The organism is Halomonas alkalicola (assembly GCF_030704205.1).
Lineage (GTDB): Bacteria > Pseudomonadota > Gammaproteobacteria > Pseudomonadales > Halomonadaceae > Halomonas > Halomonas alkalicola.
The window spans coordinates 2,814,322-2,833,455 of record NZ_CP131913.1; the positions used below are offsets into that span (position 1 = coordinate 2,814,322).

The 19,134-nt window shown below is 67.3% G+C and carries 16 protein-coding genes; 11 read left to right on the forward strand and 5 right to left on the reverse strand.

Annotated features, from left to right (window positions below; all coding sequences use genetic code 11):
* The first annotated feature begins 5 nt into the window (after positions 1–5).
* The 3 genes from B6N23_RS13325 to B6N23_RS13335 all read left to right on the forward strand — a co-directional run bounded on the left by B6N23_RS13325 (position 6) and on the right by B6N23_RS13335 (position 3,804).
* Positions 6–2,039 (forward strand): TRAP transporter permease, encoded by a 2,034-nt coding sequence (locus B6N23_RS13325; RefSeq protein WP_305499711.1) that lies wholly within the window; start codon positions 6–8, stop codon positions 2,037–2,039.
* 82 nt (positions 2,040–2,121) lie between these two features.
* The gene (purE, locus tag B6N23_RS13330; RefSeq protein WP_305499713.1) at positions 2,122–2,628 is read left to right on the forward strand and encodes a 5-(carboxyamino)imidazole ribonucleotide mutase; all 507 of its coding nucleotides are present in this window, start codon (positions 2,122–2,124) and stop codon (positions 2,626–2,628) included.
* A 51-nt stretch (positions 2,629–2,679) separates the two neighbouring features.
* Positions 2,680–3,804: a 5-(carboxyamino)imidazole ribonucleotide synthase gene (locus B6N23_RS13335; protein WP_305499717.1), complete on the forward strand. Its 1,125-nt coding sequence runs from the start codon at positions 2,680–2,682 to the stop codon at positions 3,802–3,804.
* A 78-nt stretch (positions 3,805–3,882) separates the two neighbouring features.
* Here the strand turns inward: B6N23_RS13335 and B6N23_RS13340 are convergent, their stop codons facing one another.
* The 3 genes from B6N23_RS13340 to B6N23_RS13350 all read right to left on the reverse strand — a co-directional run bounded on the left by B6N23_RS13340 (position 3,883) and on the right by B6N23_RS13350 (position 8,061).
* Positions 3,883–5,910: a PhoX family protein gene (locus B6N23_RS13340; protein WP_305499721.1), complete on the reverse strand. Its 2,028-nt coding sequence runs from the start codon at positions 5,908–5,910 to the stop codon at positions 3,883–3,885.
* A 160-nt stretch (positions 5,911–6,070) separates the two neighbouring features.
* Positions 6,071–6,622: a DUF2231 domain-containing protein gene (locus tag B6N23_RS13345; protein ID WP_305499724.1), complete on the reverse strand. Its 552-nt coding sequence runs from the start codon at positions 6,620–6,622 to the stop codon at positions 6,071–6,073.
* Entirely contained in the window at positions 6,619–8,061 is a 1,443-nt protein-coding gene (locus B6N23_RS13350) for an ethylbenzene dehydrogenase-related protein (protein ID WP_305499727.1), read from the reverse strand. Before B6N23_RS13350 ends, B6N23_RS13345 begins: the two co-directional genes overlap by 4 nt.
* 304 nt (positions 8,062–8,365) lie before the next feature.
* On the opposite strand from B6N23_RS13350, the gene B6N23_RS13355 reads away from it, so the two are divergent.
* Both B6N23_RS13355 and B6N23_RS13360 read left to right on the forward strand, forming a co-directional pair.
* On the forward strand, positions 8,366–9,658 hold the full coding sequence (locus B6N23_RS13355; RefSeq protein ID WP_305499730.1) for a ferredoxin reductase family protein: 1,293 nt from the start codon (positions 8,366–8,368) through the stop codon (positions 9,656–9,658).
* On the forward strand, positions 9,655–10,500 hold the full coding sequence (locus B6N23_RS13360) for a cytochrome b5 domain-containing protein (protein WP_305499734.1): 846 nt from the start codon (positions 9,655–9,657) through the stop codon (positions 10,498–10,500). Before B6N23_RS13355 ends, B6N23_RS13360 begins: the two co-directional genes overlap by 4 nt.
* Positions 10,501–10,507: 7 nt before the next feature.
* On the opposite strand, the gene B6N23_RS13365 is transcribed toward B6N23_RS13360, so the two are convergent.
* On the reverse strand, positions 10,508–11,320 hold the full coding sequence (locus B6N23_RS13365; RefSeq protein ID WP_305499742.1) for a TraX family protein: 813 nt from the start codon (positions 11,318–11,320) through the stop codon (positions 10,508–10,510).
* Positions 11,321–11,370: 50 nt separating this feature from the next.
* On the reverse strand, positions 11,371–11,781 hold the full coding sequence (locus tag B6N23_RS13370; RefSeq protein WP_305499744.1) for a gamma-glutamylcyclotransferase family protein: 411 nt from the start codon (positions 11,779–11,781) through the stop codon (positions 11,371–11,373).
* Positions 11,782–12,051: 270 nt separating this feature from the next.
* Here B6N23_RS13370 and B6N23_RS13375 point away from each other — a divergent pair, with 270 nt between their 5' ends.
* From B6N23_RS13375 to B6N23_RS13400, 6 genes are all read left to right on the forward strand, one after another.
* Positions 12,052–13,011 (forward strand): LysR family transcriptional regulator, encoded by a 960-nt coding sequence (locus tag B6N23_RS13375; RefSeq protein WP_305499746.1) that lies wholly within the window; start codon positions 12,052–12,054, stop codon positions 13,009–13,011.
* A gap of 155 nt (positions 13,012–13,166) precedes the next feature.
* Positions 13,167–13,694: a TRAP transporter small permease subunit gene (locus B6N23_RS13380; RefSeq protein WP_305499749.1), complete on the forward strand. Its 528-nt coding sequence runs from the start codon at positions 13,167–13,169 to the stop codon at positions 13,692–13,694.
* A complete protein-coding gene (locus B6N23_RS13385) occupies positions 13,691–15,010 on the forward strand; it encodes a TRAP transporter large permease (RefSeq protein ID WP_305499753.1) in 1,320 nt (439 codons plus the stop codon). Before B6N23_RS13380 ends, B6N23_RS13385 begins: the two co-directional genes overlap by 4 nt.
* A gap of 91 nt (positions 15,011–15,101) precedes the next feature.
* The gene (locus B6N23_RS13390; RefSeq protein ID WP_305499754.1) at positions 15,102–16,163 is read left to right on the forward strand and encodes a TRAP transporter substrate-binding protein; all 1,062 of its coding nucleotides are present in this window, start codon (positions 15,102–15,104) and stop codon (positions 16,161–16,163) included.
* A 75-nt stretch (positions 16,164–16,238) separates the two neighbouring features.
* Positions 16,239–17,618 (forward strand): glutamine synthetase family protein, encoded by a 1,380-nt coding sequence (locus B6N23_RS13395; protein ID WP_305499755.1) that lies wholly within the window; start codon positions 16,239–16,241, stop codon positions 17,616–17,618.
* A gap of 128 nt (positions 17,619–17,746) precedes the next feature.
* Positions 17,747–19,132 carry an aldehyde dehydrogenase family protein gene (locus B6N23_RS13400; RefSeq protein WP_305499757.1) on the forward strand — a complete coding sequence of 462 codons (1,386 nt, stop codon included), beginning with the start codon at positions 17,747–17,749 and terminating at the stop codon, positions 19,130–19,132.
* Positions 19,133–19,134: the final 2 nt, after the last annotated feature.

Consider the following 19,134-nt stretch of genomic DNA (forward strand, 5'->3'; position numbering starts at 1 on the left):
CGCCCATGAGCGAATCCGCCAAGCCTGCCGCCACTGCGCCCGAGGTCACCGTGCCTGGGGGAGGCGCCATCCAGGCGCGCTCCATCCTCTGGCTGATCACCCTGGTGGCCGTGGGGCTCTCCCTGTTCCAGCTCTATTCGGCCGGCATCCAGCCGCTGGGACTCTTCTACCAGCGCAGCATCCACCTGATGCTGATCATGGTGCTGGCCTTCCTGATCTTTCCGGTCTTCGGCCCCCACCGCAAGCGCGGCGTGCTGGGCTGGACCATCGACTGCCTGTTCCTGGCCGGGGCCCTGCTCACCGGCGGCTACCTGGTGATCTACCTGGACGAGATCTTCCGCCGTGCCGGGTTCTGGAGCCAGACCGACATCATCGTCGGCTGCATCGCCACCCTGACCGTGCTGGAGGCCAGCCGCCGCGCGGTGGGCCTGGGCATGACCATCATCGGTGCCGTGGCCATCCTCTACGCCTTCGCCGGCCCGCGGGGCGAGCTGCCGTGGCTCGGGCAGTGGCTGCCCGGCATCCTGGAGCATCGCGGCTACAACATCGACCGTGTGGTGGGCCAGCTCTACCTGGGCCAGGAGGGCATCTTCGGCCTGCCGCTGGGCGTGGCGGCCACCTACATCTTCATCTTCGTGCTGTTCGGCGCCTTCCTCGAGATCACCGGCGCCGGCAAGTTCTTCATCGACCTGGCCTACGCCGCCACCGGACGCCAGCGCGGGGGGCCCGCCAAGGCGGCGGTCATCGCCTCCGCCGGCATGGGCTCCATCTCCGGCAGCGCCATCGCCAACGTGGTGACCACCGGCGCCTTCACCATCCCGCTGATGAAGCGCCTGGGTTATAAGCCCAAGCAGGCCGGGGGCATCGAGGCGGCGGCCTCCACCGGAGGGCAGATCACGCCCCCCCTGATGGGGGCGGGTGCCTTCCTGATTGCCGAATATACCAATACGCCGTACATCGAGATCGTCAAGATCAGCATCCTGCCGGCGATCATGTATTTCGCCACCGTCTATCTCTTCGTACACATCATCGCCCTCAAGCAGGGCATGCAGGGCATGGCCAAGAGCGAGCTGCCCCAGGTGCGCGAGGTGATGAAGGAGGGCTGGCACTTCCTGCTGCCGCTGGGCGTGCTGGTGTGGCTGCTGGTGATGCACATGTCGCCCATGCGGGTAGGCTTCTACGCGGTGGTCACCATGCTGGCCGTGGCCGTGCTGCGCTACGCCATCTGGTTCCTGTTCGTCGCCCCGCGCCAGGGCGAGAAGGTGACCCTGGCCCGGGTCGGGTCCGTGGTCTGGGCCGGCTGGGTGAAGCTGGTACAGGGCCTCGAGCTCGGCGCGCGCAACGCCGTGGCGGTCTCCATGGCCTGTGCGGTGGCGGGCATCATCGTCGGCATCGTCGGCCTGACCGGGCTCGGCCTGAAGTTCTCCGCCATGATGCTGGCCTTCTCCGGCGGCAACATCGTGCTGGCGCTGATCCTGGTGCTGCTGGCCAGCCTGGTGCTGGGCATGGGCCTACCGGTCACCGCCAGCTACATCGTGCTGATCGTGCTGGTGGGCCCGGCGCTGACCGCCGAGTTCGGCATCCCGCTGCTGATCGCCCACCTGGTGGTGTTCTGGTACTCCCAGGACTCCAACGTGACGCCCCCCATCGCGCTGGCCGGCTTCGCCGGGGCGGCCATCGCCGGCTCCAGGCCCATGGAGACCGGCTTCCAGGCCTGGAAGTTCGCCAAGGGGCTCTACCTGATCCCGCTGTTCATGGTCTTCAATCCGGAGATCATCGTGGGCGCCCCCTGGGCGGTGGTGGCCTGGAACGGCCTGATCGCGATCCTCGCCCTGGGGGCCTTCGCCGCGGCGCTGGAGGGGTATCTGTTCACGCGGATGTCGTGGCTGCCGCGCATCGCCATCGCCGGCGCCATCGTGGCGGTGTTCTGGCCGAACTTCCTGGTGGAGGCCGCCGGGGTGGCGGTGATGGTCCTGGCCATCGGTGCCAACTGGCTGGCCAGCCGGCGGGAGGGGGCGCTGTCCAGCCGGTCAAGGTGACGGGGGAGGGCCGCACGGCTAGAATGTGCGGCTTTCCTTCCCGCACTCTCTATCCTGAACAGGCAGTCGCCGAGGAGCATCGATGCAGTCCGAACAGTCGCCGAAGGTTGGCGTGATCATGGGGTCGAAGTCCGACTGGCCGGTGATGGAACACGCCGTGGCGATGCTCGAACGCCTGGGTGTGCCCTTCGAGACCCGCGTCGTTTCCGCCCACCGCACGCCGGACCTGCTGTTCGACTACGCCAAGCCCGCCGCCGACCGGGGGCTTCAGGTGATCGTGGCCGGCGCCGGCGGCGCGGCCCACCTGCCGGGCATGGTGGCCTCCCAGACCGCGCTGCCGGTGCTCGGCGTGCCGGTGGAGTCCAAGGCGCTCAAGGGGCTCGATTCGCTGCTCTCCATCGTGCAGATGCCGGGCGGCATCGCCGTGGGCACGCTCGCCATCGGCAAGGCCGGCGCCACCAATGCCGGCCTGCTGGCGGCCCAGATCGTCGGCCTGCAGGATGCGGCGGTGCGTGGTGCGGTGGAGGCGTTCCGTGCCGAGCAGACGCAGACGGTGCTCGACAACCCCGATCCCCGTCCCGAGCCCTGATAGCCCAGCCCTGATAGAGAGACGAGTGAGGAGAATGTCGTGGAAAAAGCCATGAACATCGGCGTCCTGGGTGCCGGCCAGCTCGGCCGCATGCTGGCCCTGGCCGGCTACCCGCTGGCCAACCGCTTCACCTTCCTCGATACCACCGGCCACCCCAGCGCCGGGATCGGGGAGGTCCTGATCCATACCGACCAGCACCATCTGCTCGACGATTTCCTGGCGAAGGTGGACCTCGTCACCTACGAGTTCGAGCACCTGCCGGTCTCCCTGGTCCAGGCCATCGAGGAGGTGAAGCCGGTCTATCCCTCCAGCGAGGCGATCCGCGTCTGCCAGAACCGCGCCGAGGAGAAGGCGCTGTTCGACCGCCTGGGCATTCCCACCCCCACCTACCGCCTGGTGGAGCACGCCGATGAGCTCGAGGCCGCGGCCCGGGAGCTGGGCTGTCCGGTGGTGGCCAAGTCGGTCACCGAAGGCTACGACGGCAAGGGCCAGGCGGTGATCCGCGACCCCGCCGAGGCGGCGGAAGCCTGGCGCGCCATCGGCCATCCCAGACTGATCGTCGAGGCCTTCGTGGAGTTCGTGCGCGAGGTGTCGATCATCGCCGTGCGCGGCCGCGACGGCCAGGTGGTCTTCTACCCCATGGCCGAGAACCAGCACGTGGACGGCATCCTGCGCTATTCCGTGGCGCCCATGCCGGACCTGGACGACAGCGTCCAGCAGACCGCCGACGGCTACATCCGCGCGCTGCTCGACGAGCTCGACTACGTGGGGGTGCTGACCCTGGAGCTCTTCCAGTGCGCCGACGGCAGCCTGCTGGCCAACGAGATGGCGCCGCGGGTGCACAACTCCGGCCACTGGACCATGGACGGTGCGGTGACCAGCCAGTTCGAGAACCACCTGCGCGCCATCCAGGGCCTGCCGCTTGGCGATACCGCGGCGCGGATGCCCACCTGCATGGTCAATGTGATCGGCCGCGAGGGGAACCCGGCGGCGATCCTCGCCCTGCCGGACGCCCACCTGCACCGCTACGACAAGAGCGAGCGCCCCGGGCGCAAGCTGGCCCACGTCAACCTGGTGGCGCCGACCCACGAGGCGCTGATGGCGCGGGTGCGCGCCTGCGCGGCCCTGCTGCCCGAGGCCCCCGAGCCCCGCTTCAGCTTCGAGAAGGCCGACTGAACGGCTCTCCCCATCGGCATCGGCAACGCAAGCGGCCCCGCCATCTGGCGGGGCCGCTCGTTTCAGAACACTAGGCCGTCAGGCCCCGATGATGCCGCCGTCCTCCCGGGTAATGACCAGGGTCGCCGAGCGTGGGATGGCGCTGCCGCCGTCCGGCCAGTGGCTCACCAGCTCGCCTGCGGCGAAGGCCTCGGCCTCGGTGGTGGCGCCCGGATGCTGGACGTTGACGAACATGGTGCGCTGGTCCGGGGTGGTCACCACGCCGGTGATCTCCTGACCCACGGGGCCGGTGAGGAAGCGGCGGATCTCGCCGGTCTCGGGGTTGGCGGCCAGCATCTGGTTGTTGCCGAACACCTCGAAGATACCGGTGTTCATCACCGACTCGCTGATATCGGTCTGGATCCACACCCGGCGGTCGGCGTCGATCCACAGGCCGTCGGGGTTGGCGAAGATCGCCTCCTGACCCAGGGGCTCGCCGGCGAGGATCGGCTGGCTGTCGTCGCCGTCCCCGGCCAGCACGAAGAGGTCCCAGGCGAAGCGGGTGCCGGCGTGGCTGCCCTCTTCCTGCCAGCGGATGATATGCCCGAAGTGGTTCTCGGCGCGGGGGTTGGCGGCGTCCTCGTCGCCCGCCTCGCGGCGAGTGTTGTTGGTCAGGGTGAAGTAGACCTGTCCGGTGGCCGGGTCCACCGCGCCCCACTCGGGGCGATCCATCTTCGTGGCGCCGGCCTGGTCGGCGGCGGCGCGGGTGTTGACCAGGATATCGGCGAGATCCGCGAAGCCGTTCTCCGGGGTGAGGCCGTTCTCGCCCGGGGCCAGGGCCAGCCACTCGCCGCGGCCGTCCTCATGGAACCTGGCCACGTAGAGGGTGCCCTCGTCGAGCAGGGAGCCGTCGGCAGTGGCGGCGTGGTAGGGGCGGGCGGAGACGAACTTGTAGATGTACTCGAAGCGGGCGTCGTCGCCGGAGTAGGCCACCACCGGCTGCCCCTCCACCGCCGGGGCGAAGATCACCCCCTCGTGGGCGAAGCGGCCGAGGTGGGTGCGCTTGACCGGGGTGGCCGCCGGGTCCAGGGGGTCGATCTCCACCATCCAGCCGAAGGCGTGGGGCTCGTTGCGGTAGTCCTCGGCGGGGGTGGCGCCGCGGCTGCTGGCGTCGAAGCGCACGAACTCGTCGGCGCCGCTCTCTGCCCGGTGCCACTGGTAGCGGCCGGTGTCGCGGGTCTGAATGCCGTAGCGGGCCTGGCGGCGATCGATCTCGGCGTCGCTGTTGGCGAAGTAGCCGGCCCAGTTCTCCTCGGCGGCCAGGTAGGTGTTCCAGGGGGTGACGCCGTGGGCGCAGTTGTTGAGGGTGCCGCGGGTCATGGTGCCGTCCGGGCTGTACTTCGTCACCACATGCTCGGTGCCGGCCACGGGGCCGGCGAGGCGCATCGGGGTCAGGCCGGTGATGCGGCGGTTGCGGGCGTCCTCGACCACCTGCCACTGGCCGTCGCTGCCCTCGCGGATGCGCACCACGCTGACGCCGTGGGCGTTGAGCTCCTTGAGCACCTGGTCGTCGTCGCGGCTGCCGTCGGCGTTCTGGGGGAAGCCGTTGCGGTCCAGCGCCAGGCCCGCGGCGGCGGCGTGCAGGAAGCGCGGCTCCACGTACTCGTGGTTCATCACCAGCAGGCCGTCCCGGGAGCTGCCCTCCAGCGGGAAGAAGTGCACGCCGTCGTGGTGGCTGCCCACCTGGTGCCCCTGGGCCTCGCCGCTGGCGTCAAGCGAGAAGGCCGGCATGTCGCCGCTGATCGGGGTGCCCCAGGGCAGGATGGCGCTGACCCGGTAGCCCTCCGGGACCACCACGCTGTCGGCGGCGCTGACCGGAATGGCCTTGAAGCCGAGGCTCGGCGCCGGGGCGCTGGCGCCACCGGCGGCGAAGGCGCTGCCGAAGGGCAGCTGGGTGGCCATGGCGCCGGCCACGGCGGCGGCAAGGCTGCCGCGCAGCATGGCGCGGCGGCTGATGCGCGCCTCGAGGATATCGCCGAAGTAGCCGTTGGCCGAGGCGTTACTCATGGGCTCGTCGCCGGCGGCGAGAACGGGGTCGACGTGGCCGGGGTGCTGATGCTGGGTCATGGGGGCTCTCCACGGATGAGGTTGGGTATCTCGGTGGGAGAGCTTGCCCCGGCGGCGTTACATCAGCGTGTCTGGATGGAGTCACTTCGGTTACAGAGGCGCAAACGACGAGGGCCCCGCCGAAGCGGGGCCCTGCCGGTGGGGGAGGGTGAGGCCGCTGTCAGCGGCGGCTGCGCTGGCTCATGAAGCCGAGCACCCCCAGTGCGATGCCGATAATCAACATCACGGCGATGACCCAGAGCGGGCTGTAGAAGGTGGTATAGACTTCCCATCCCATCAGGCCGAGCACCGCAGAGAACGCCGTGGTGGCGCCCACCAGGTGGCCACCCAGGGTGCCTGCGGAGGCGAACATCAATGCCCCTGTCAGGGCCGGGACTACCAGGGCCCAGCGCCGGGCACCGTCGAAAGCCGAGGCGCCGGCTCGCCACACCACTACGGTGAGCATGGTGAAGATGCCCAGTGACCAGAGCGCCATCAGGATATGGTTGCGTGCCAGAGGGCTGGCCAGGTTGGCCTCCATTGGCCAGATCAAGAAGCCGATGGTAAGGGTCGCCACGGCACCTAGCAGGCTCAGCACCAGTACCGGCAGCAGGGCGGCGCGGCTGAGCTCAGCCATCTTGCCGGGCAGGAAGGCGCCGACCAGGATCATCAGGGTGGCCAGCGCCCAGAACCCGATCGGGAAGTGAGAAAGCATAGCGTGAGTGCCGGTCATGAGCGGTCTCCTTGATGAGTCTGGCGGAAGGAAGGTAGTAGCGCCAAGGTGACGCCGAGCATGGCGATCAGGCCGGCGATAAGAGTCATCCACCAGCGGGTCGTGATGGCGTCGTTGAACTCCATCTCTACCCCGTAGAGGGCGAGTTGCTTCTCGCTGTGGCGTGGCCTGACTGGCTTGCCTTCGGCGATATCTTCGGCGCCGGCGTGAGCACGGCTGATCAACAGCGGCCAGTCGACCTGCCCGGGATAGAAGAGCGTCATCTCGAACCAGTCAGTCGACCAGTCCGGGGAGTCCCCCTCGAAGGCCCGTGCCTGGAAGTCGGCTTCGCGTCCCAGGCCTACCGTGTAGGGATGCGATACGTAGTGCCAGCGGCTCCCGGTGGCGTTGCGATAGACGCCGATGCCGATGTCGTACACGCCCTGTTCACGGAACGCCTTGTCGTCCAGTGGGCTTCGGGTGTCCATGTCTCGTACCAGGGTCACGTCCCAGTAGCCGTCCGCCCAGCGGGCAGGGCCTTCATGCACCATGATATCGCCGCGGGAGCCGGCCGGCTCCCGCAGCAGGCGCCGCGGGATCACATCACCGTTCTGCCAGTCGTGGTCGGGGTCGAAGTCGGTCCGGTTGTCCTCGGAAAGGTAGTAGATGCCGTCGAAATCGACGCCCCCTGAGGTCACATCTTCCCAGCGCAGCGATCGCTGACCGGTCTGCTCGGGGTCGAGCATCCAGCGCGGCCGGTTGTTATCGCCATCCCAGTTGGTGGTGAAGGGACCGCCGCCGGCATCGCCGTGGCGATATTCGCCGACCCACTGGTCATCGGAGGCGCCGATGGCATTGGAGCGCCCGGCGCGCCAGTGCCAGAGATCCAGGAAGTAGCCGGCCTCCCGCTGGGCTTGCAGCACATCCGCGTCGACTACGCTGCGCCAGTCATTCTGGTTTGACCGGGTCGCGGGTAGGTACTTGCGGACATCGCTCTCGCCGAGAGTCTCGCCCAGATGAGGATGGGCGCGCACGTCAGCCGGCGAGGCGGAGTTGCTGAAGAAGCGCATCTGGTCGCCGACGGTGATGTAACCGCCATAGCGCCCGAAGTCGGGGACGCCGCCATCGTCGACCAGCATCGCCACTCGATCCTCGTAGGTGCCGGCGGGATCGGGCCCTGCAACCGAACTGCCGTGGCGAATCCACTCACCGTCCTCGTAGCGCAGCATGTCGTGATAGACATGGGGCTGAGATGCCGGCCAACGATAGCGGAAGAAGATCTGCTCGCCGTTGTAGGCGGCCTGCACCTGCAGCGGCATGGTCAGCTCATCGGGAATCCAGATATTGCGTTCGAGGTCGTTCTCTACCACCCCGGTGCCCTGGGTCACCCAGGCCAGCCCGAGGGCAAGCGGAAGCCCCAGGACCAGCCAGGACCTAGCGCCGTTGTCGTGACTTTCCATATGATCTCCAGCCTAAGATAAGTTAGTAGCATTGTCGCATTCAGTATGGGCGCCTCTGAGCGGATTTCTCTGACACAGATCAAGATGGGGCGAACAACGTGATGTAGGCCTTGATGACTGGCGCCTATCGGCGACACTGTCAGGTAGCGTTCGACAGGGTGAGGCGTGATGCGGCTATGGCTTGGGTGGGCGGTATCGCCCTGATGACCATGCTGATGCCGGTTCAGTGTGGCACAAGAGCGCCTGAACGGGGGCAGTCTGCGCATTGGCTGTCGCTCGGCAACATGTGGGCAAGGGAGGTGCCATGAGTTACCGAATACAACGCGGTGATCTGCTGTTGATCATGGCCTTGCTGGTGCCGCTGGTGGTAGCGGCGCCGAGGCTGGGCTGGCCGCCGGGGGAGGCGGCGGCGCTGCTCGGCTGGGTGGGGCGCGTCAGCGGTATTCTGGGACTGGCCATGCTGCTGGTGACCGCGGCGCTGAGCATCCGGTTGCCGGGATTCGACCGCTGGTTCGGCGGGCTCGACCGGCTCTGGCAGCTGCACCGGCTGCTCGGTTTCAGCGCCTTTATCCTGATCATGCTGCACGTGCTGGCGCTCGGCCTGGCGCGGGTGCCGGCGGGCCTAGACGTGGCGATATTGACGCTGTTTCCGCCGCTGTCGCAGCTGGCACTGTGGAGCGGCTGGCTGGCCTGGCTGGCGATGGTGATCTTCCTGGCGCCGACCTTCCAGTTCTTCGGCCGGCTCGACTACCAGCGCTGGAAGCGCCTGCATATGCTGTCGGCAGCGGCGCTGCTGCTGGCGCTGGGCCACGCGTTGCCGCTGGCGGGGGAGACCTGGCCGTGGTGGCTGCTCGGCGCCCTTGGCGCGGGTGCCATGGTGTGGCGCAAGCTGCTGTCGCCGTCGCTTGCCCGCCACGCTTACCGGGTCGAGAGCGTCGAGTCGTTGGCCCGCGGCGTGGTGGAAATTGCCCTGAGGCCGGAGGCTCGCGGGCTTAGCTATCGCCCCGGCCAGTTCGTCTATCTCACCCCGCTCGACGAATCGCTGACCGCGGGACGCGGCGAGGAGCACCCCTACACCATTGCCTCGGCCCCGGATGATCCTTTGCTGAGGCTCGGCATCAAGGATCTCGGCGATGCCAGCCATGCCCTGCAGACCGTCAGTGTGGGCAGTCGGGCGATGCTCGAGGGGCCTTACGGCGACTTCTTCGCCGTGGACTATCCTCAGCGAGACGCGCTGTGGCTCGGCGGCGGCATCGGCATCACACCATTCGTCAGCGCAGCCAGGGGAATGGCTGCTGAAGATGAAGGACGTCATGCCCAGCTGTTCTACCTGGCCAACGGCCCCGACCGTGCCTACTACCTCGATGAGCTCACCCGCTGCGCCGAGGAGGTCGAGCGCTTGACGGTAACCGCCCACTTCTACCGTGAGCAGGGGCCGCTCAGCGAATCCTTCCTGCGCCACCACTGCCCGGACTACGCCGACCGCGAGATCTACCTGTGCGGCCCGCCCGGGATGATCGGCCACCTGCGTGACCTGCTCGCCGCCCAGGGCGTGCCGGCATCGCGTATCCACTGCGAGGTCTTCGATTTCCTATGAACAAGATTGCCTATAGTGCCTTTATCGCCTTCCTGGCCAGTATCGGCACCCTGGTCTCGGTGCAGGCGCTCTCGTCGGACGAGGCCGACAGCGCCGGCGACGAGCGTGATATCACCCTTGACGAGCTGGCCGAGCACGCTAGCGCCGAGAGCTGCTGGAAGGCCATTCACGGTGGCGTCTACGACATCACCGACTACGTCCCCGACCACCCCACCGAGGAAGAGGTGATCCTCGAGTGGTGCGGACGTGAATCCAGTGAGGCGTGGGACAACAAGAGCCCCGGGCGGCCACATAGCCCGGCCGCCGAGCGCCAGCTGGAGAACTATCGCATCGGGCGGCTGGTCGACGACCAGGGCGAACCGCTGGAAAGCGCCGATACCGGCGAGTTGCCTAGCGAGGAGCAGGATCAGCCGATGGAGCAGGAAGCGGCGGCTGCCGCACCGTCTCCCGCTGAGGATCAGCGTCTGCACCGCGCCATGCTCGGACAGCCGCTGGACGGCCACTACCGCGGCGTGTTCACCGACCGCGGCGAGATTCAGGTCAATATCACCTTCGACCTGCGCGATGGCCACCTGAGCGATGTGAATTTCCGCCATCTCGCCTATCGCGGCGTCGACTACCTGACCCTGGAGGAGGATGCGGACCTGTACCCGGTGATGGTGCAGCATCGCCGCATCACCGAGTGGCTGGAGGGCGAGCCCCTGACCTCGATCTTCGCTCTTTACGAGCCCGAGCGCGTGGTCGACGAGGTGGACGGCTTCAGCGGCGCCACCCTGCGCGGCGCCAAGGTGATCTCGGCGATGCGCGACGGCCTCAACCGCGGGGTCTATAGCTGGCCCTAGGAGCGCGTTAGGCCAGTGGCCAGCTCGCGGCGCCCATAACCCACAGCCACGCGGCAATCAGCGCGAAGTGGCCGGGATACCAGGCTAGCCATAGCCGCCGCGGCATCAGGGTGCCCAGCGGCGGCACGCGCTGTGCGGCGCCGGCGGCGAGCAGCAGTACCGCCAGACAGGTCGCCACGGTGAACGACTTGGCCATGTCCGAGGCGTTCATCTGGCCCGCCACCCACAGCGCCGGGAACGCGGCCGCAGCGGCCAGCAGGCGTGCCGACAGGTGGCTACCGGCCTGGCTGAGGTGGTGCATGGCGAACATCAGCAGCGGGATCAGCAGCAGGCCGTTGTGGCCATACTCGACCCAGTCGCCGAGCAGGTACCAGACCACCAGCGTGGCCGCGGCGCCCAGAGCCGTCCAGTGCGCGGCCAGCTCGCCGCGGCGTTGCCGGGTCGCCAGCTCGCGCAGCCAGGCACCGCCGGCCAGCCCCGCCGCCAGCGTGAAGCAGACGTTGAGGATCAAGGCGTCCGAGGCCCGCGGCATCATCATGTAGGGAATTTGAGCGGCGAGCCCGATGATCAGGATGCGCCGCGCATAGCGCTGCGGATTGCGGGTGTTGAACAGCCCGTGCCAGGCGACCATGGCGGCGAACAGCGGGAAGGCGATGCGGCCGATTGAGGAGCCGGCCCAGTCGAGCTGCCAACTGTCGGGCGCCACGTAGCGGGTCAGGTGATCGATGGTCATGGTCGCCAGGGCCAGCCATTGGCCCCAGGCGGTCCAGGCCGAGGCGGGTCGAAAAGTGTCGGGGACGGCGCTTGCCGTTGCGCTCATCGTTACCTCCGGGTTGTAGCGATGGGGGCAGTCATGTAGGAAACGTTGGGTCAGGCGTCGGGCCTGGGTCGATAGCGGTCGTCATCATACACCGCCAGAGGCTCGCTTCTCACGTCTTCCACCCAACTGGGCGGCTTGAGGTAGCTCCAGGCGGCGCGCACTTGGCCGCTCGGGTCGGCGACCGCCAGCCGGCGGCGGCGATAGCCGTCGCGCTCATTGACCCGCTCCAGCCGGTCGAGTTCATCCAGGGTTGGCGAATCGACCCGGAACAGCTCGCCCTGGACCTTGAGGCCACGGCCCAGGGCATCGACCAGCACCGGCGAGAAGCGCGGGCCGTTGAGCACCAGCGGAAAGGGCTCGCAGGTCACCGCTAAGTCGAGGAATTCTGCCTCGCCGAGGTAGCCGGCATGGTTGGCGAAGCCACGCTTGAGGGTGCCGTACACGAAGAGTAGATGGGGCATGGGATCCTCCCGTCAGGCTGGGCCTGATCGTCCTTAAACGATACTCTGTTGCAAGACGCGGTGGGTCAAGGGCAGCTTATTCAAGGCAGGGTGATCGCAATTGCCTGTTAGCGAAGAACGCCGGGGGCAGGCCGACGAGGAGGTTCTACGCCATGGATGGCGTAGGTAGCGCCCAGGGATGGGTTTACAGCGCCTCCTCAAAGGCCTGCCGACGGATCAGTTCTGAGCGGAGCGGCTATCGGCGAGTGCTCTGAATTCAAGGACACTGGGATGCGCAGCGGCTTCGGGTTTGATCTACGCAGCATGGAAATCTTCGTCGAGACCCTGGAGCAGGGCAGCCAGAGCGCCGCGGCGCGGCGCCTGGGGCTCAAGCAGTCGTCGGTGTCCCAGAGCCTGGCCACCCTCGAGGAGGGGCTCGGCGTCAGCCTGTTCAAGCGCAACGCTCGGCCGCTGGAGCCGACTGCCGCCGGGCGCTTCTTCTACGACCGCGCCCGGCGCCTGCTCGACGAGGCGCGCAGCACCCGCCGCGAACTGGTCTCCGGCGCCTTCGGCCAGCTGCACCAGGTGCGCCTGGCGCTGGTCGACTCGCTGGCCACGGCGGTGGGCCAGCCGCTGATCGAACTGATCAAGCGCCATACCCGCGACTACACCCTGACCACCGGGCTGTCGCATATGCACAGCCACGCTCTGCTGACCCGGCATGTCGATTTCATCGTCTCTGACGACCGCCTCGAAAACTACGACGGCCTCGAGCGCCATGCGGTGCTGCGCGAGCCCTTCGTGCTGGTAGCCCCGGCCAGTTGGACGGGGCCCCTCGACAACCTGCGCTGGCTGACTCGCCAGCTCGACTTCGTGCGCTACACGCCGCAGTCGCTGATCGGCCAGGCCATCGAGCGCCACCTGCGGCTCAACCGGCTGGAGCTGCCGGCGCGCCTGCACCTCGACAACACCTTCGCCGTGCTGCGCCTGGTCAGCGCCGGCGCCGGCTGGACCATCACCACGCCGCTATGCCTCTTCCAGGCCGGCCTCGATACCTTGCAGGTGCGGGTGGCGCCGCTGCCGGTGGCACCGCTGCAGCGCGAGCTGACGCTGGTCGCCAGGCGCGACGAACTCGGCGACCTGCCAGCACAGCTGGCCCGCGATGCCCGCCGCCTGCTGGAGCTGCGCTTTCGCCAGGAGCTCGAGCGCGGCCTGCCGTGGCTCTCGCCACAGGTCGCGACCCAGCCCTGAGCCGGCGCATCGCAGCCCGCCTGATGCGCCTTGAGCGTGCACTATCGATTTTTCCGATAGCCGCGGCGTCGACGCCACCGATGCTCTTTGCCAGATCGCCAAACCGCGTCCAAGACTGACTATCACTCGATTCACGACGCGGGAATTACCCCCCAATGCCAACAACAATATGCGTCTATGTCCGCTGGGTAGAGCGGCTCACCCGTGGGGTGGGACGGCTGGTGATGTACATGATCTTCATCATGATGGGGCTGCTGCTCTACGCCTCATTCTCGCGCTCGGTGCTCAATGCGCCGCTGCTGTGGGGCGTGGAGATGTCACAGTTCATGCTCGCCAGCTACTACCTGCTGGGCGGTGCCTATGCCATGCAGATGGGCGCCCACGTGCGCATGGACCTGTTCTATAGCCGCTGGTCGCCGCGCACCCAGGCCGCAGTGGATGCCGTCACCATCCTGTTTCTGATCACCTTCCTGGTCACCCTGCTGCTGGGCGGGATCTCCAGCACCCAGTATGCGCTGGACTACGGTCAGCGCAATCACTCCGCCTGGGCGCCGCCGCTGGCGCCGATCAAGCTGATCATGTGCTTCGGCATCGTGCTGATGCTGCTGCAGGCCTTCGCCACCTTCTTCCGCGATCTCGGCGCCGCGCTGGGGCGTCCCATCGACGGGGAGGACACGGCATGAGCTATGAGATGATCGCGCTGCTGATGTTCTCGACCATGATGCTGCTGCTGCTGACCGGCCAGCGGGTGTTCGGGGTGATCGGTTTCGTCGGCGCCGCCGCGGCGCTGCTGCTGTGGGGCGACGGCGGGGTGGAGATGCCGTTCAACGCCAGCTTCGTGCTGATGAACTGGTACCCGCTGCTGACCTTGCCGCTGTTCGTATTCATGGGCTACATGCTCTCGGAGTCGGGTATCGCCGGCGATCTCTACGAGATGTTTCACGTCTGGATGGGCTCGCTCAGAGGCGGCCTGGCGATCGGCACCATCGGCCTGATGGTGGTGGTCTCGGCGATGAACGGCCTGAGCGTGGCGGGCATGGCGATCGGCGCCAGCATCGCATTGCCCGAACTGCTGCGCCGCGGCTACGACAAGATCATGGTCACCGGGGTGATCCAGGCGGGAAGCTCACTGGGCATCCTGGTGCCGCCCAGCGTGGTGCTGGTGCTCTACGGCATGATCGCCCGCCAGCCGGTAGGCAAGCTGTGGCTGGCCGGGGCGATTCCAGGGCTGATCCTGGCGGCGATGTTCGTGATCTATATCGTGGTGCGCTGCCGGCTGCAGCCGAGCCTGGGCCCAGCGCTGCCCGCCGAGGAGCGCACCATGGCGCTGGGCGCCAAGCTCAAGCTGTTGAGCGCCGGCATCCTGCCGCTGCTGATCTTCTTCTCGATGACCGGGCTGTTCCTGATGGGCGTCACCAGCCTGGTGGAGAGTGCCGCCTATGGCGCCTTCGCCGCGACCTTGGCGGCGCTGATCAAGGGGCGCCTGACCCGTGCAGTGATCGAGGTCACGGTGCGCCGCACCCTGGGCATCAGCTGCATGTTCATGTGGATCATTCTCGCCGCACTCTGCTTCGGCGCGGTGTTCGACGGTCTCGGCGCGGTGCGTGCCATCGAGAACGTGTTCCTCGACCGCATGGGGCTCGGCCCCTGGGAGATCCTGCTGATGATGCAGCTCTCCTACATCCTGATGGGCATGTTCCTCGACGACACCGCGATGCTGGTGATCGTCGCCCCGCTCTACGTGCCGCTGGTGATGAGCCTGGGCTTCGACCCGGTGTGGTACGGGGTGCTCTACACCATCACCGTGCAGATCGCCTACATGACGCCGCCGTTCGGCTACAACCTGTTCCTGATGCGGGCCATGGCGCCCCCCGAAGTGACGCTGATGGACATCTACCGCAGCGTGTGGCCGTTCGTGGCAATCATGGTGCTAGGGCTAGGGCTGATCACCGCCTTCCCGCAGCTGGCGCTGTGGCTACCCGAACTCTACTACGGATAAGACGCGAGTATGCCCGGCGACGGGCCGCGATAACCGCCGCGAGCAAGCGGTGAACGAAGTGGTAACAACAACAACCCAAGGGAGAAGTCTCATGACCGATCACAACAGGCGCAATTTCCTCAAGAAGGCCGGGGTGGCCACCGCCGCCACCGTTGGCGCGGCCAGCGTCGGCGCGCCCTACGTCCACGCCCAGTCGAGCCCGATCCGCTGGCGCATGCAGACCTACGCCGGACCGGCGCTGGCGGCCCATGTCATCAAACCCTCCATCGACGCCTTCAACAAGGCCGCCAACGGCGAGATGGAGATCGAGCTCTACTATGCCGACCAACTGGTGCCCACCGGCGAACTGTTCCGCGCCATGCAGCGCGGCACCATCGACGCGGTGCAGAGCGATGACGACTCGATCAACGCCCCGGTGGATGTATCGGTGTTCGGCGGCTACTTCCCGTTCGCCTCGCGCTACAGCCTCGACGTGCCGGCGCTGTTCCACCACTACGGCCTCAAGGAGATCTGGGAAGAGGCCTATGACGAGATCGACGGCGTGACCTGGCTCGGCTCCGGTTCCTGGGACCCCTGCAACTTCGTCACCCGCGATCCGATTCGCAGCCTCGACGACCTGCGCGGCAAGCGCGTCTTCACCTTCCCCACCGCCGGGCGCTTCCTGAGCCGCTTCGGGGTGGTCCCGGTGACTCTGCCGTGGGAGGACATCGAGGTCGCCATGCAGACACGTGAACTCGACGGCATCGCCTGGGCGGGGATCACCGAGGCCTACACCGTGGGCTGGGCCGATGTCAGCAACTACTATCTGAACAACAACATTTCCGGCGCCTGGGCCGGCTCCTACTTCGCCAACAGCGAGCGTTGGAACGAAGTGCCCGAGCACCTGCAGATGCTGTTCAAGCTGTGCATGGACAATTCGCACTACTACCGGCAGCACTGGTACTGGTGGGGCGAGGCGCACTACCGCACCACCGGCGGCAAGCTCGAGCTCACCTCGATCCCCGAGGAGGAGTGGCAGACCCTCGAAGACGAGGCGCTGGCATTCTGGGACGAGATCGCCGAGCAGAGCGAGCGCAGTGCCCGGGTGGTGGAGATACTCAAGGCGTACCGCGAGACCATGCAGCAGGCAGGGCCTCCCTACCGCTACAGTTAAGGCATGCCTGGGGCGGGCACTGCCCGCCCCGCATACCTGCCGCCTAACGATCGTTGGCCCACTAAGGAAGCTGCCATGAGTCAATTATCACCCCGACACATCACCCGCGCCGACGAGGCCCGCCGCCTGGTCGAGGCGCGTGGCCTGACCCACGTCAAGGTCGGCATGTTCGACATGGACGGCGTGATGCTCGGCAAGTACATGCGTCGCGACAAGTTCTTCCACGCCCTGGACGAGGGCTTCGCGTTCTGCGACGTGGTGCTGGGCTGGGACAGCAAGGATGAGCTCTACGACAACGTCAAGTACACCGGCTGGCATACCGGCTACCCGGACGCCCAGCTGCGCATCGTCCCCGAGAGTTGCCGCGAGGTGCCAGCGGAGGGCGATATGCTGCTGTTTCTCGCCGAGTTCAGCGGCAAGGCCGAGGCGATCTGCCCACGCGGGCTGCTGCGGCGGGTGCTCGATCAGGCCAGCACGATGGGCTTCAAGGCCCATGGCTCGCTGGAGTACGAGTTCTTCATGTTCCGCGAGACCCCGGAGTCGATTCGCGACAAGGGCTTTCGCAACCTGACCCCGCTGACCCCGGACATGATGGGCTACTCGATGCTCAGAAGCTCGGTGCACGCCGAGCTCTATCATGAGCTGCTGGCGCTTTCCGAGGCCATGGACTTCCCCATCGAGGGGCTGCACACCGAGACCGGCCCCGGCGTACTCGAGGCGGCCATCGGCGTCGACGAGGCCCTCTCCGCCGGCGACAAGGGCGCGCTGTTCAAGACCTTCACCAAGGTGTGGGCGCAGCGCCGCGGCCTGATGGCCACCTTCATGGCCAAGTGGTCGCCGGACTATCCCGGTCAGAGCGGCCATATCCACCTGTCGCTGAGCCACGCCGAGAGCGGCGAATCGGCGTTCTTCGATGCCGACAAGCCCTATGGCATGAGCGACGTGCAGCGCCACTTCGTGGCCGGGCAGCAGCAGCTGATGCCTGAGTTCCTGGCCATGTTCGCGCCGACCATCAACAGCTACACGCGGCTGATCCCCGGCTTCTGGGCACCTACCGAGGCAACCTGGGGGGTCGAGAACCGCACCACGGCGCTGGGGGTGATTCCCGGCAGTGCCAAGTCGCAGCGCGTCGAGTATCGTCTCGGCAGCGCCGATGCCAACCCTTATCTGGCGCTGGCCGCGGCCATCGGCGCGGGCCTCTACGGCATTCAGCAACGCCTCGAGCCGGACGAGCAGGTACGCGGCAACGCCTACGAACTCGACCACCCCGAGCACCAGGCGCTGCCGCGCACCCTGTGGGAGGCCGCCCAGCGCCTCAAGGCGTCGCAACCGGCCCGGGCGCTGTTCGGCGACGACTTCGTCGAGCACTTCGCGGCGACCCGCGAGTGGGAGGAGCGCGAGTTCCGACGCCATATAACCGATTGGGAGTTGGATCGTTATTTCGAGATTATTTGAGCTCGCTCAGTGCTCTGCAGAGGCAGAGCCGTTCGAAGTGATAAGCGGCGACGGGATAGCCGCGAGCCGAGTGTCGGATAGAAGTGAACTGAGCCTTGTCACTCGTTACTGGAAGGAAAGAGACGCGTATGCCCATACAGAAGACGATATCTCCGGTCGACGGCTCGGTCTACGTCGAGCGTGAGCTGGCCGATCCGGCACAGATCGACGCCACTCTGTCGCGGGCGGCCAGCGCCCAGCGCAGCTGGCGCGAGACGTCGATCGCCGAGCGCGCTCGGCTGTGCTCGGCGATGGTCGACGCCTTCGTCGCCCGGCGCGATGAGCTCGCCAGCGAGCTGACCTGGCAGATGGGCCGCCCGATCAGCGCCGCGGGTGGCGAAATCGGCGGCTTCGAGGAGCGCGCCAGGGGCATGATCGGCCTGGCCGAGGCGGCGCTGGCGCCGGTTCGGCTGGCCGATAAGCCGGGCTTTACCCGCTATATCACCCGCGAGCCGCTGGGCGTGTCGTTTATCGTCGCGCCGTGGAATTTTCCGTTCATGACCGCGGTGAACGCCATCGTCCCGGCGATCATGGCCGGCAATACGGTGATCCTCAAACACTCCGCCCAGACCCCGCTGTGTGCCGAGCGCATCCAGCAGGCCTTCGATGCCGCGGGCCTCCCCGAGGGGGTGTTCCAACACCTGCATCTGTCGCATGCGGCCACCGAACAGCTGATCCGCGACCGGCGGATCGACCACGTCTCCTTCACCGGCTCGGTGGCCGGCGGCGCGATGGTCGAGCGCAACGCCGCCGGCCGCTTCATTGCCACTGGCCTGGAACTGGGCGGCAAGGACCCGGCCTATATTCGCGGCGACGTGGACCTCGATGCCGCGGTGGAAGGGGTGATGGACGGCGCCTTCTTCAACTCGGGGCAGAGCTGCTGCGGCATCGAACGTATCTACGTTGATCAGGCGATCTTCGACGCCTTCGTCGAGCGCGCGGTGGCCTGGGTCAAGCAGCTCAGGCTGGGCAACCCCAGCGACCCGGCCACCACGCTTGGCCCGCTGGTACGCCCGGCGGCGGCGGATTTCGTGCGCGGCCAGATCGAGGAGGCGGTGGCCGCCGGGGCCAGGGCGTGGATCGATCCCGGTGACTACCCGCTGTCGGTGCCGGGGAGCGCCTACCTGGCGCCGCAGGTGCTGACCGGCGTCGACCATTCGATGCGCGTGATGCACGAGGAGAGTTTCGGCCCGGTAGTCGGCATCATGCCGGTGGCGTCCGACGAGGAGGCGCTGGCGATGATGAACGATAGCGCCTTCGGCCTCACCGCGGCGGTGTTCACCCGCGATATGGCGGCCGGCGAGCGGTTGGCGCAGCGCCTGGAGGCGGGTACGGTGTTCACCAACCGCTGCGACTACCTCGATCCCGAGCTGGCCTGGACCGGCGTCAAGCAGTCGGGGCGCGGCTGTTCGCTGTCGCGACTCGGCTACGAGACGCTGACCCGGCCCAAGTCTTTCCATCTCAAGCACGCCTAGGA